We start from the raw sequence: 12757 nt of genomic DNA, 5'->3' as shown, positions 1-12757 counted from the left end.
GTTGCCTATGGTTGCCTCCAGTCCGCCGCCGCCGCACCAAAGCCTGCCTTGGATGCGGCGGTTGGCGGGACATAGGCTCGGACCCATGACATCGAACGCGCCTTGGCCGCAGCACGATCCGTCCGGCGGCCGTGGAAACGGGCAGCAGCCCCCATGGCCCGGGCGGGACCTGCCGCAGCAGACCAACCCCACCTGGATGGGCCAGGTCCGTCCCGGCCTCTACCGTGCGGCACCCGCGAACAACAACGCGCCTGCGGTGACCACGGTCATGCCGCCGGCCGCCGTGCGCAAACGTTCGAGTGCGGGGGTGGTAGGCCTTGTGGGCGGCGGCGGTTTCCTGGCCTTCGCAAGCCTCTTCCTGGTTCTCCCGTACCTGGTGGGCAACACCGGCGTCACCGGGTTCGTGATCGGCTTCATCGCCTCCCTGATTCCACTGGGCGCCGTTCTTCTGGCCGTCTACCTTATTGACCGCTGGGAACCCGAGCCGAAACGCCTGCTGCTGTTCGCCTTCCTCTGGGGCGCTGTGGTGTCCATTTCCGTCACGCTGCTGATCCAGCCGTTCTTTGCACTGGCCGCGGCGCCGCCCGCCGGCATGGACTACAGGACGTTTGCCGTCACGGTCCAGGCCCCGGTGGTGGAGGAATTCGCGAAGTCCCTGGGCCTGCTTCTGCTCCTGCTGCTGGCGCGGAAGCACTTCGACGGACCAGTGGACGGTGTGGTGTTCGCTTTCACGATCGCCGGCGGCTTTGCCTTCACGGAAAACATCCTCTATTTCGGCCGGGCCATCGCCGAGTCCAGCACTCCGGGCGCGGACCTCGCGGTTGTCTTCTTCCTGCGGGGCGTGATGTCCCCCTTCGCCCACGCCATCTTTACCGGGACCACGGGGCTGATCCTCGGCTTTGCGGCGCGCCGCTGGCACACCGGGATGTCTGTCGTGGCGTTCTTCGCCGGCCTGGTCCCGGCCATGTTGCTGCACAGCATGTGGAACAGCATGGGCCAGGACTTCCTGCTCCAGTACATCGTGGTCCAGGTGCCCATCTTCGTCCTGGCTGTCATCGTGATAGTCCTGCTGCGCGTGGCGGAGAACCGGCTGACGCGCCAGCGGCTCCTGGAATATGCGGCCGCGGGGTGGTTCACGCCGCCGGAAGTGGACATGCTCGCGACCGCCGGCGGCCGCCGTGCAGCGGTCCGCTGGGCCAAGCAGTTCGGCCGGGGGCAACAGATGAAGGCCTTCCTGCACGCGGCCACGCAGCTTGCCTTCATCCGGCAGCGGATCCTCAGCGGCCGGGACGTTCCCGCACACCAGCTCGACGAGCACCGCCAGCTCGCGGAAATCTCGGCACGGCGGGACGCCGTGCTTCGCTGAGCGGTAGCCAGCTGGGCGGAAACAGGCTGAGCGGAAACAGGCTGCGCGGAAACGAAAAAGACCGGCCCCCCGCCTTTTGGCGGGGACCGGTCCTTTCCATGGGTGAAACGCTGCGGTTACGACCGCAGCCAGGCACCGGGCGACTACGCCAGCAGCGAAGGCTTCAGCTGCTGCAGCCGGCCCAGGAGGCCGTTGATGAACGACGGCGACTCGTCCGTGGACAGCGTCTTGGCCAGGGCCACAGCTTCACTGACAGCCACGCCGTCGGGAACGTCGTCGTTATAGAGCAGTTCCCACGTACCGATGCGCAGGATGATGCGGTCCACGGACGGCATGCGTTCCAGCGTCCAGCCCTGGGAGTAGGTCTCCAGGAATTCGTCGATGGCGGTCTGGTGGGAGACCACGCCTTCAACGATTTCAAGGGTGTAGGGGTTGACGATCTGGTCGGTTATTTCACGCCGCGACCGCAGCACATCAAAAGCCGAGAGGGAGCGCTGCTCCGCCTCGAAAAGAACATCCAGGGCCCGGTTACGGGCCTTACCGCGGGCGCTCACTAGTCGTTGACCCGGCCGAGGTAGCTGCCGTCGCGGGTGTCGACCTTGACCTTGGTGTTGTTCTCAACGAACAGCGGCACCTGGATCTCGTAGCCGGTCTCGAGGGTGGCAGGCTTGGTGCCGGCCGAGGAGCGGTCGCCCTGCAGGCCCGGCTCGGTGTAGGTGATTTCGAGAACGACGCTCGGCGGCAGTTCGATGTATAGCGGAGTGCCTTCGTGGATGGCAATGTTCACCATCTGGTTCTCGAGCATGAAGTTGGTGGCGTCGCCAACGGTCTCGGCGGACACGGTGAGCTGGTCGAAGTCCGAGGTGTCCATGAACACGAAGTCGGCACCGTCCTGGTACAGGTACTGGTAGTCGCGGCGGTCAACCGTGGCAGTCTCGATCTTGAGGCCGGCGTTGAAGGTCTTGTCGACCACCTTGCCCGACATGACGTTGCGCATCTTGGTGCGGACGAACGCGCCGCCCTTGCCCGGCTTGACGTGCTGGAACTCGATGATGTTCCAGAGCTGGCCCTCAAGCTTCAGCACGGTTCCGTTCTTGATGTCGTTTGTGGTTGCCACTGGTATCCTCTGGTTTGTATCTGACCGCTTCAAGCCGCCAGCCGGTTATGTCACGCAGGCACGCCAAAAGGCTGCCAGCGAGTGTTTGTCAAAAATCCAAGAACCATTCTACCGGTAATGCGGGCGGGCTGCTGCGAGGGCCCCTAGGACGACATTTCCAGGACGTTCCGCGCCCGTTGCAGTGCGACGGTGGATGAGTAGATCAGCGCGGCATCGGCAGATCCCGCGACGCGCAGGTCAAGGGCCTTGGCGAACTCGTCGACGGCCGCTGCGGTGTTGCCGCCGGCATAGTAGGCCCGCCCCAGGTGCTGGTGCGCCAGGGCCTCCAGCTCGGTTCCCTGGACTTCGCCCAAGAGCTGGCGGAAAAGGTCCACAGCCCGGTCAAAACGCTTGGACACGCGAAGGACTTCGGCTTCAAACGTGCGCAGCCTGAAGGATTCGGGGTCGTTGTAGCGTGCCTCGGCGAGGAGCTCCGCGGCGTCTGCGGCATGGCCTTCCGCGAGCAGGACCATGATGCGGTCCGCCGGGTCGGTCGATGCCTGCAGCGCCAGGTTACATACTTCTTCGTTGACAATTCCCGGCATCAGCGTGTCCGGGTTGATTTTGATACCCGGGAACCCCGCATCCGGCCACTCGCTCGTGCCGCCCATGGAATCAATCATGACGTCGGTCGTCATCAAGAGGCAATCTCCTGGTAGGCGGCAAACAGCAGGGACGTGTCCGGAACGTCGAGGATTCCGGGCCGCGCAACGCCGTCGAGGACGACGAACCGCAGCAGGTCGCCACGGGACTTCTTGTCCCGGCGCATGCCGTCCAACAGCCCCTGCCACCGGTCGCGGCGGTAGGTGATCGGCAGTCCGAGAGATTCCAGGATGGCGCGGTGGCGGTCGGCATCAGCGTCGCTGAGGCGCCCCACACTGCGGGCGAGTTCAGCGGCGAACATCATGCCCACAGACACGGCAGCGCCGTGCCGCCACGAGTACCGTTCCACGAGCTCGATCGCGTGTCCGAGCGTGTGCCCGTAGTTGAGGAACTCCCGCCGGCCGGTCTCCTTCAGATCCTCCGACACCACGTCGGCTTTGACTGCGATGGCCCGTTCGATCAGCTCGCGGAGGATCGCCGACTGCGGATCGGTGACGGCGGACGGGTCCTTTTCCACCAGGTCCAGGATGGCGGGGTCTGCGATGAAGCCGCATTTGATGACCTCGGCCATCCCCGAAATCAGCTCGTTCCTGGGCAGCGTGCTGAGGGTGTCAAGGTCGGCGAGTACGGCCGCGGGCGGGTGGAAGGCGCCCACCAGGTTCTTGCCCTCGGCCGTGTTGATGCCGGTCTTGCCGCCAACGGCTGCGTCCACCATGCCGAGCAGGCTGGTGGGCATGTGGATGACCTTGACCCCGCGGAGCCAGGTCGCGGCCACGAACCCGGCGAGGTCCGTGACTGCGCCGCCGCCGACAGCCACCACGGCGTCGGAGCGGGTGAAGTCGTTCTGTCCGAGGACCTGCCAGCAGAAGGCGGCCACCTGGATGTGCTTGCCCTCTTCGGCGTCCGGGATTTCGGCTGTCAGCGCGGTGAATCCGGCCGAGGCCAGTTCGTCGCGGACGGTATCCCCGGTGAGCCGCAGGGTCCGCGGGTGGATGACCAGGACGCGTTTGACCCGCTCCCCCAGCAGTTCCGGAAGGCGTTCGAGCAGGCCGCGGCCCACAACGACGTCGTAGTTGTCAGCGGCAGACTTGCCGGTGACTTTGATGACGGTTGATTCGCTACTCACTTTTCAACTTCCTTTGTTGCGGCCACTGGCTCCGCCGCCGCGGTCTGTGCCGCCGCGTACTCACGCAGCGCCTCTTCCAGCCGATGCCCGAGATCCGCGACGGTTCCGTGGCGGACATCGAAAACGAGATCGGCAAGCCGTTCGTACACGGGCTGCCGGGTGGCAAACAGTGCACGCCAGCGGCCCATGGCGTCACCTGCCAGGAGCGGCCGGCCCGAATTCCGGGCAATCCGCTCGGAAACCGTGTCGGCGTCGCATTCGAGGTACACCACGGTGCAGCGGCGGAGCAGCTGCTGGGTGCCGGAGTCAAGCACGGCTCCCCCGCCGAGCGAAATGACAGTGCTGGCGTTCCCGGCGTCTTCGATGACCCGCGCCACGGTCCGGGCTTCGATCTCCCGGAACGCGGTCTCGCCGCGGGCGGCGAAGATGTCCGCGATGGTGCCGTGGTTTTCCACGATGACGACGTCGGTGTCGACGAACGCCGCACCGAGCTGCTGCGCAAGCTGGTGGCCGATCGCCGACTTTCCCACCGCCATGGGTCCGATGAGGGCGATGGGCCGTCGTGGCACAGCGCCGTGCCTGATGCTGCCCGGCACTACTGGCCGATCGAGTCCAGGGACGCCGGAATGTTGTCCAGGTAACCCTTGATGTTGCGGGCGGTCTCCGCGACCGAATCTCCGCCGAACTTTTCTGCCACTGCCTCGGCGAGCACCAGGGCCACCATTGCCTCGGCCACGACGCCCGCGGCCGGGACGGCACAGACGTCAGAGCGCTGGTGGTGGGCCTTGGCGGCCTCGCCGGTGCTCACGTCGATGGTCTTCAGGGCGCGCGGAACGGTGGCAATGGGCTTCATCGCGGCACGGACGCGCAGGACGTCGCCGATGCTCATGCCGCCCTCGATGCCGCCCGCCCGGTTGCTGGTGCGGATGATCCGCCCGTCGGAGTCCTTGACGATTTCGTCGTGCGCGGCGGAGCCGCGGCGCGAGGCGGTAAGGAACCCGTCGCCCACCTCCACACCCTTGATGGCCTGGATGCCCATGAGGGCAGCGGCAAGCCGGGAGTCCAGGCGGCGGTCCCAGTGGACGTAGCTGCCGAGTCCGGGGGGAAGGCCGTAGGCCAGCACCTCGACCACGCCGCCCAGGGTTTCGCCTTCCTTGTGCGCGGCGTCGACCTCGGCCACCATGGCGTCCGAGGTTTCCCGGTCGAAGCAGCGGAGCGGATCCGCATCAAGGGCAATGACGTTGTCCGGAACCGGCAACGGCCGTCCTTCGGGTACGGTCACGCTGGCGATCGAGACGGTGTGGCTGACAAGCTCAATGCCCAGCTGCTTGAGGAACTGCGCGGCCACGGTTCCGAGTGCTACGCGGGTGGCGGTTTCGCGGGCGCTGGCCCGTTCCAGAACAGGGCGGGCCTCGTCGAAGCCGTACTTCTGCATTCCCGTGAAGTCCGCGTGTCCGGGGCGGGGCCTGGTCAGTGGTGCGTTGCGCGCCTGGTCGGCGAGGATTTCCGGCGCCACCGGGTCCGCGGCCATGATCTGCTCCCATTTGGGCCATTCGGTGTTGCCCACCTGGATGGCCACGGGACCGCCCTGCGTGATGCCGTGGCGGACGCCGCCAAGCACGGTCACGACGTCCTGCTCGAACTTCATCCGGGCACCGCGGCCGTAGCCGAGGCGCCGACGGGCCAGGGCATCGGCGATCTGGCTGCTGGTGAGTTCTACACCGGCAGGCACGCCTTCAATTATTCCGACCAGTGCCGGGCCATGGGATTCACCGGCAGTCAACCAACGCAACATAAAATCCATCCTGCCACGTAGGGCGGTTAGAACACTCGTCGGGGTGCCCCGACTGCGTCACACATCACATCTATGACATCGGCCGTGACGTCGTCGCCGAGGCCGCTGAAAAACCGCACCTGCTCCACCGCCTGGTACAGCAGCATCTCCAGGCCGGGAACCAGGGATCCTCCCCCGTGCTGCCAGACGGAGGCAATCCGGCTGGGCCAGGGATCGTAGGCGACATCGAGCAGGACCCCGGGAGTCGGGGTCCTGAGGCCCGCGAGCTGCTCCGCCAGGGCGTCTGCCCCGTGGGGAGGGAGGGTGGAAATTACGACGTCGGCGGCGGCCATTGCGTCGGCCGCGCCGGTCAGTGGAAGGATACGGACCGGAAGGCCCACGCCGTCGGACGCGGCCCGGGCTTCCGCCGCCCGCCGCACGTCGCGTACGTAAATGTCCGCAGACGGTGCGCCGAGGTCCTTGAGCGCGGCGACTGCAGCCGCAGCTGTGCCGCCGCCGCCCAGGACCACCGCGGACGGCGCGGCGGCCACGCCGGCATGCCGCACGGCGTTCACGATGCCGGCGACGTCGGTGTTGTAGCCGACCCGGCGCACGGAACCGCCTTCGGCTTCAAACACCACGGTGTTCACCACGCCCAGGATGCCTGCCACTCCGCGGACTTCGTCAACCTCGGAAACCATGGCGGTCTTGAGCGGCATGGTGACGGACAGTCCGCGCCAGCCTGGCTCGTTGCGCACGGCCGCCATGAATGCCGGAAGCTCAGGAACGGTCACGTCGATGGCGGAATACGCCACGTCAACGCCCAGGCGGGCGTACGCGGCCCGATGCAGTGCCGGGGACTTCGAGTGGCCGATCGGATGCCCTAGGACGGCAGCCTTCAGGGTCACGTGCAGCGTCCCGCATTGGCGGCGCACCAGGTGTTGTATTGCTCCACATACACATTGTGCTCAGCCAGCGTCTTGGAGAACTTCGTCTCCTTGGTGTCCAGGTTGATGGTCACCCAGTACATGTACTCGTTGGCCTTTGGCTTCGCTGCCGCGTCGATGGCGTTCTTGCCCGGTGAACCGATGGGTCCCACCGGAAGACCCTGGTTGGCATACGTGTTGTAGGGGTTCGACTTGTCGGCCTTCTGAGCCTCGTCGATGTGGAAGCTCTTGATTCCCAGCCCGTAGGTCACCGTGGCGTCGGACTGGATCAGGCCGGCCGTCTCGGTGTTGTTCGGCTTGAGCCGGTTGTAGATGGCGCCGGCAACATCCCCGTACTCGGCCTGCCCGCCTTCGGCCTGGACGATGCTGGCGACCGTGACGACGTCGTACTGTTTTGCGGGGTCGGTGACCCCCTGCGCCTTCAGCTCGTCAGTCGTAACGGTGACGAGCTTCTGGAGGATCTCCTTGGCCGGCGTACCCACCGGGAAACGGTGCTCACCAGGGGCCAGGTAGCCTTCCAGGTTCTTGGCCTTCTCCGGCAGCCCGAACTGCGCCGGGGAGTCGCTCAGGGCCTTGAGCTCCGCGACGGGGATTCCGGATCCCTGGGAAATTGCCTGCAGCGACTCGCCAATCCGGAGTCCCGCGCTCAGGGCGAAGTACATGACTTTGCCCTCGCCCTTGCCCAGCAGGACAGCCACCGCGTCGGAGTTCTTCATTTCCTGGCGGAACTGGAATTGCCCCGGAGCAATGGTCCCGCCGGAAGCGGTGAGCTCCCGCAGGAAGGTATCCGCGTTGGCCACGACCTTCTGGTCCTGGAGCTTGGTGGCAACCGACCTGGTGCCTTCGCCGGGCTCCACGGACACGTTCACTTCTCCTGCACCGGGTCCGGGGTAATCGGCGATGGTGTCCGCGCCGAGCAGCGGTTTCAGGAACTGGGCGCCCACCACGAGGGCCGTGACGAAGACCGCAAGCGTCAGCAGGAGCGCCAGCCAGCGGCGGCGGCGGCGCACCTTCTTGGACTTGGCCGGGGCGACGCCAACGGAAGAGGCACCGGCCATCAGCGGGTGGCCGGGTTCGTCAGCGTGATGTTCGTGGTGCTCCGCGGGCGGATAGACGTCGGCGTCGTCGTAGACATGGTGTGCCTCGTCCTCGTGGTGCCCTGCGTAAGCGGCGTTGTCAGCGTAGCCGTGCTCTGCGTAGCCGTGCTCCACATACTCGTGGTGCCCGGCGTCGTGGTGCCCGGCTTCCGGGTGCAGCTCAGTGTGCGGGTCGTAGGCATGTGCATCGAACTCCGCGGAGCCTTCGGGGTGCACAGCCTCTTCGTGGTGGAGCGGCGCAGCGGGCGCGGCTTCCTCGGGGTGCACAGCCTCTTCGTGGTGGAGCGGCGCAGCGGGCGCGGCTTCCTCGGGGTGCACTGCTTCCGGAGGGTGCACAGGACGTTCGTCGTGGAGCGGGACCGCCTGCTGCTGCACCGTCGGCGGCTCCGCCGGCATGGCGGGCGGCACCTGCGCCTCGTCACCGGGTGTCTCGAACGCCTGCGGTGGGACGACGTCATTGCCTTCGGTTGTCAGGAATTTCTCCCTGGCACGAATTTCCTTGCGCGTCAGTTGACGTCCGGAGTCACTGAATTCCTCACCTGAGGACTCGCCGCTGTTGACCGGGCTCACTGTAGCCTTCCATTTTCTGAAGATTGCACATTGTTTCCGGAGACTGCCTGCTCAGCGTTTCCCGCTGCGGCGTCCCCCGAAAGCCCCGTCTGCGAAACCGCGAACACGCGGCTTCCAACATCCGTTCCCCTGGCTTTTTGCATGTCGATCGCGTGCTGCAGAATTCCTGCGGCGGCAACCTGATCCACCACCTTACGGTGATTCCGGCTGCTCATGCCAGCTTCGTGCAGGTTGCGGTGGGCTGTCACCGTGCTCAAACGCTCATCAACAAGCTGCACCGGAATGTCTGACCCGAGTCCCGCAAGGGCTCCGGCCAGAAGTTCCGCGTAGTCCGTAGCCATCCTGGCCGAAGCGTGCTCTTCGCCCTTGAGCGTGCGCGGCAGGCCAACGAAGATCTGGACGGCGCCCAGCTCGGTCGCCAGGGCAGCCAGCACCCGGACGTCCGTGTTCTTCTTGGCATTCCGTTCGAGCGTCTTCAAGGGTGTGGCAAGGATGCCGTCGCGGTCGCAGACGGCAACGCCCACACGGACGGTGCCCACGTCCACCCCCAGTTTGATGCCCCGGGGGTAGGCGTCGGGTGCAGCAGATTCATTCACGGTTCGGTTATCGCCTCGTGATGGCGTCCACGACGGCGGCAAGAGCCGCCGGCACCTTCGAAGCGTCGGTGCCGCCGCCCTGGGCGACGTCGTCCTTGCCTCCGCCGCCGCCGCCGAGGATCCCGGCCGCGAGCCGGACAAGGGCCCCTGCCTTGACACCCGCTGCGCGGGCTTCCTCGTTGGTGGCGACCAGGATGACGGGACGGTCGTTGCTCACGCCGGCCACTGCAACGGCGGCTGCCTCGGACCCCAGCCGGCTGCGCAGGTCAAGGGCCAGTCCGCGGAGGTCGTCAGCGCCGCTGACCTGTCCGGCGTCGTGCGCGATGACCTTTACTCCGGAAGCGTCCTTGGCCGTACCGACCAGCTGCGCCGCGGCAGCGGTCAGCTGCTCCTTGCGCAGGCGCTCCAGTTCCTTCTCAACCGTCTTGAGCTTGGTCAGCGTGGTGGCGATGCGGTCCGCCAGCAGGCCGGAGGGTACCTTCAGCATTTCGGTGAGCTCCGTGACGAGGGCGCGCTCAGCGGCAAGGTGCCGGAACGCCTCCATTCCCACGAAAGCCTCCACGCGGCGGTTTCCGGACCCTACCGACTGATCGCCCAGCAGGGACAGGCTGCCGATGAGCGAGGTGTTGGCCACGTGGGTGCCGCCGCAAAGCTCACGGGACCAGGCGCCGTCGATCTCCACCACGCGGACTTCATTGCCGTAGTTCTCGCCGAAGAGCGCCATGGCGCCGAGGGCCTTGGCCTCTGCCAGTTGCATGACCTTGGTCTCAACGGTGAAGTTGTTACGGATGGCGAGGTTGGAAACTTCCTCGATCTCGGAGCGCGTGGCGGCGCTGAGCCCCTCGCCCCAGGCGAAGTCGAAGCGGAGGTAGCCGGCCTTGTTGTAGGAACCGCGCTGCAGGGCCTCCGGGCCGAGGATCTGGTGCAGGGCGGCGTGCACGATGTGCGTTCCGGTGTGGGCCTGCTCCGCGGAGTGGCGGCGTTCCCGGTCCACTGCGGCCTGCACGAGCGAGTCCGCACCGATTTCGCCCTCGCGGACAATCGCCTTGTGCACGCTCAGGCCCTTGACTGGACGCTGGACGTCCAGGACCTCGACGACGAATCCGTCGCCCGTGATCAGTCCGGTGTCGGCGGCCTGGCCGCCGGCCTCGGCATAGAACGGGGTCTCCGCGAGGACGAGCTCGATCTCGTCGCCCGTGGAGGCCTGGGAAACCTTGCGGCCGCCGGACAGGATGCCGCGGACCTTCGATTCGCCGGCCAGTTCCGTGTAGCCGGTAAAGACCGTCTCACCCTCGGCCAGCAGCTCCTGGAAGGCGCTGAGGTCGGCGTGGGACCCCTTCTTGCCCTTGGCGTCGGCCTGGGCGCGCTGGCGCTGCTCGAGCATCAGCTTGCGGAACTCGGGCTCGTCAACCTTGAGGCCGGCTTCTTCCGCCATTTCCAGGGTCAGGTCGATGGGGAAGCCGTAGGTGTCGTGCAGGGCAAAGGCATCGGCGCCGGACAGCGGCCGGCCGGCTTCCTTGGAATCCTTGACGGCGTCCTCGAGGCGCGCGGTGCCGGAGGCGATGGTGCGCAGGAACGCCTTCTCTTCGGCGTAGGCGATGCGGCTGATGCGCTCGAAGTCCGTCTCCACTACGGGGTAGACGCCCTTCATGGCGTCCCGCGAGGCCGGCAGCAGTTCGGGCAGGCAGGCCTTTTCGACGCCGAGGAGGCGCATGGAGCGCACGGCACGGCGGATGAGGCGGCGCAGCACGTAGCCGCGGCCCTCGTTGGAGGGCGTCACGCCGTCAGCGATCAGCATGAGCGAGGAGCGGATGTGGTCGGCAACAACACGCATCCGGACGTCGTCGGTGTGGTGCGGGTCGTCTGCCGACTCCGCCGAGGTGTACTCCCGGCCGGAGAGCGCCGCGGCCCGGTCGATCACGGGACGGACCTGGTCGGTCTCGTACATGTTCTCGACATCCTGCAGGATCATCGCGAGGCGCTCCATGCCGAGGCCGGTGTCGATGTTCTTCTTGGGCAGTTCGCCGGTGATGTCGAAGTCCACCTTCGAGCGGACGTTGTCGATCTGGTATTGCATGAACACCAGGTTCCAGATTTCCACGTAGCGGTTTTCGTCGGCGATGGGGCCGCCCTCGACGCCATAGGACGGGCCGCGGTCGTAGTAGATCTCGGAGCAGGGGCCGGCCGGGCCGGGCTGGCCGGTGGACCAGTAGTTGTCCGCTTTGCCCATCCGCTGGATCCGCTCGGCCGGCATGCCGGTGTTCTTGAGCCACAGCTGCTCGGCTTCGTCATCCTCTTCGTAGACGGTGACCCACAGCTTCTCCGGCGGCAGGCCGTAGCCGCCGTCGGCAACGCTCGTGGTGAGCAGTTCCCAGGCGAACTTGATGGCGTCTTCCTTGAAGTAGTCGCCGAAGGAGAAGTTTCCGCACATCTGGAAGAACGTGCCGTGGCGTGCCGTCTTGCCGACTTCCTCGATGTCGCCGGTGCGGATGCACTTTTGCACGCTGGTGGCGCGGTTGTAAGGCGCCTCTTCGCGGGCCGTCAGGTACGGAATGAACGGGACCATGCCGGCCACCGTGAACAGCAGGGAGGGGTCGCTGGAAACCAGGGACGCCGAAGGCACCGCCGTGTGGCCTTTGCTGACAAAAAAGTCGATCCAGCGCTTGGTGATCTCCTGCGACTTCATAACCTGGTTACTTACCCTTCTTGGTTCACGCGTTCTGCCGCGCGACAGTTTGATTCTGATGGCCAGTACCGGAACAACGGATACTGCCCGTTTAATTCTCCCGCAGCGGCGGCTAGCGCCGCACCATGTCCTGGGATTCGATGCCCAGGGCTGCCCTCAGGTCGGTTTCCCGTTCCTGCATGCCTTCACGGACGGCGTCGGCGAAATCGTAGATGCCGTCGGCCAGCCGGCCCACGGCCCGGTTGAGGCCTTCGGGCCCCAGGGTGGTCTGCGCCTCGGTGATCTTGCGGAAGGCGATCACGCCAATGGCGACGCCGATTCCCATCCAGAGGATTCTTTTCATTGAGTGCTCCGTCGGAATTAGCGGCTGCGGCGGCCGGTGGCGGGTTTCTTGCGGGCGGAGAGGGCGGAGCGGACTCCGTAGCTGAACGCTGCCACCTTGATCAGCGGCGATCCGACAGTGGCCGCCACCAGGGACGACAACGCGGAAATATTGGCCGACGCGTCCGAGACGTTGGACGAGATGCCGTCAACCTTCTTGAGCTGCTGGTTGGTGGTGGAAACCGTGGCCGTGACTTCGTCCATGAGCGGGGTGGCGCCGTCGCTGATTGCACGGATGGACGTCCGGACTTCGTCGAAAACCCGTCCGAGCTTCAGGATGGGCACGGCGAGTATCAGCACGAGGAGCGCAAACACCCCTGCCGCGATCAGGCCGGCAATATCGCCACCAGACATAGACGTTCATCTCCTTGTGTTTCCGTGGGCTGCTGCGGGTCCCGCAGCAGCCTGATGGCCGCCCTTGCGGAACTCCCCCCAGTACCTTACATACAAAGAAG

At 66.1% G+C, this 12757-nt stretch carries 13 protein-coding genes; 1 reads left to right on the top strand and 12 read right to left on the bottom strand.

From position 1 onward, the window contains the following. The first annotated feature begins 85 nt into the window (after nucleotides 1-85). Nucleotides 86-1366: a PrsW family intramembrane metalloprotease gene (locus tag BS38_RS0101090; RefSeq protein WP_028269120.1), complete on the top strand. Its 1281-nt coding sequence runs from the start codon at nucleotides 86-88 to the stop codon at nucleotides 1364-1366. 143 nt (nucleotides 1367-1509) lie between these two features. Here the strand turns inward: BS38_RS0101090 and nusB are convergent, their stop codons facing one another. The 12 genes from nusB to BS38_RS0101030 all read right to left on the bottom strand — a co-directional run bounded on the left by nusB (nucleotide 1510) and on the right by BS38_RS0101030 (nucleotide 12656). After that, a complete protein-coding gene (gene nusB, locus BS38_RS0101085) occupies nucleotides 1510-1920 on the bottom strand; it encodes a transcription antitermination factor NusB (protein ID WP_028269119.1) in 411 nt (136 codons plus the stop codon). After that, the gene (efp, locus tag BS38_RS0101080) at nucleotides 1920-2483 is read right to left on the bottom strand and encodes an elongation factor P (RefSeq protein ID WP_028269118.1); all 564 of its coding nucleotides are present in this window, start codon (nucleotides 2481-2483) and stop codon (nucleotides 1920-1922) included. Before efp ends, nusB begins: the two co-directional genes overlap by 1 nt. Nucleotides 2484-2626: 143 nt before the next feature. Next, complete coding sequence (locus tag BS38_RS0101075) at nucleotides 2627-3145, bottom strand: tetratricopeptide repeat protein (RefSeq protein WP_028269117.1); 519 nt, start codon at nucleotides 3143-3145, stop codon at nucleotides 2627-2629. Nucleotides 3146-3159: 14 nt separating this feature from the next. Then, the gene (aroB, locus tag BS38_RS0101070) at nucleotides 3160-4251 is read right to left on the bottom strand and encodes a 3-dehydroquinate synthase (RefSeq protein ID WP_028269116.1); all 1092 of its coding nucleotides are present in this window, start codon (nucleotides 4249-4251) and stop codon (nucleotides 3160-3162) included. Beyond that, on the bottom strand, nucleotides 4248-4787 hold the full coding sequence (locus BS38_RS0101065) for a shikimate kinase (protein ID WP_051628686.1): 540 nt from the start codon (nucleotides 4785-4787) through the stop codon (nucleotides 4248-4250). The genes aroB and BS38_RS0101065 overlap by 4 nt, the downstream gene beginning before the upstream one ends. Nucleotides 4788-4846: 59 nt before the next feature. Beyond that, nucleotides 4847-6046, bottom strand: coding sequence for a chorismate synthase (gene aroC, locus BS38_RS0101060; RefSeq protein ID WP_028269114.1), 1200 nt, complete (start codon nucleotides 6044-6046; stop codon nucleotides 4847-4849). 26 nt (nucleotides 6047-6072) lie between these two features. Next, nucleotides 6073-6933: a shikimate dehydrogenase gene (locus tag BS38_RS0101055; RefSeq protein WP_028269113.1), complete on the bottom strand. Its 861-nt coding sequence runs from the start codon at nucleotides 6931-6933 to the stop codon at nucleotides 6073-6075. Beyond that, nucleotides 6930-8465: an endolytic transglycosylase MltG gene (mltG, locus tag BS38_RS0101050; RefSeq protein WP_081818789.1), complete on the bottom strand. Its 1536-nt coding sequence runs from the start codon at nucleotides 8463-8465 to the stop codon at nucleotides 6930-6932. Before mltG ends, BS38_RS0101055 begins: the two co-directional genes overlap by 4 nt. A gap of 170 nt (nucleotides 8466-8635) precedes the next feature. After that, nucleotides 8636-9235: a Holliday junction resolvase RuvX gene (gene ruvX, locus BS38_RS0101045; protein ID WP_028269111.1), complete on the bottom strand. Its 600-nt coding sequence runs from the start codon at nucleotides 9233-9235 to the stop codon at nucleotides 8636-8638. A gap of 7 nt (nucleotides 9236-9242) precedes the next feature. Continuing rightward, nucleotides 9243-11921: an alanine--tRNA ligase gene (alaS, locus tag BS38_RS0101040; protein WP_028269110.1), complete on the bottom strand. Its 2679-nt coding sequence runs from the start codon at nucleotides 11919-11921 to the stop codon at nucleotides 9243-9245. Nucleotides 11922-12033: 112 nt separating this feature from the next. Continuing rightward, on the bottom strand, nucleotides 12034-12264 hold the full coding sequence (locus tag BS38_RS0101035; protein ID WP_028269109.1) for a DUF6167 family protein: 231 nt from the start codon (nucleotides 12262-12264) through the stop codon (nucleotides 12034-12036). 17 nt (nucleotides 12265-12281) lie between these two features. Continuing rightward, the gene (locus BS38_RS0101030) at nucleotides 12282-12656 is read right to left on the bottom strand and encodes a DUF948 domain-containing protein (protein ID WP_028269108.1); all 375 of its coding nucleotides are present in this window, start codon (nucleotides 12654-12656) and stop codon (nucleotides 12282-12284) included. Nucleotides 12657-12757 lie beyond the last annotated feature (101 nt).

Source organism: Arthrobacter sp. UNC362MFTsu5.1 (assembly GCF_000685965.1).
Lineage (GTDB): Bacteria > Actinomycetota > Actinomycetes > Actinomycetales > Micrococcaceae > Arthrobacter.
The sequence above is the reverse complement of the archived record's forward strand: the minus strand, read 5'-3'. Positions and strand labels throughout refer to the sequence as shown.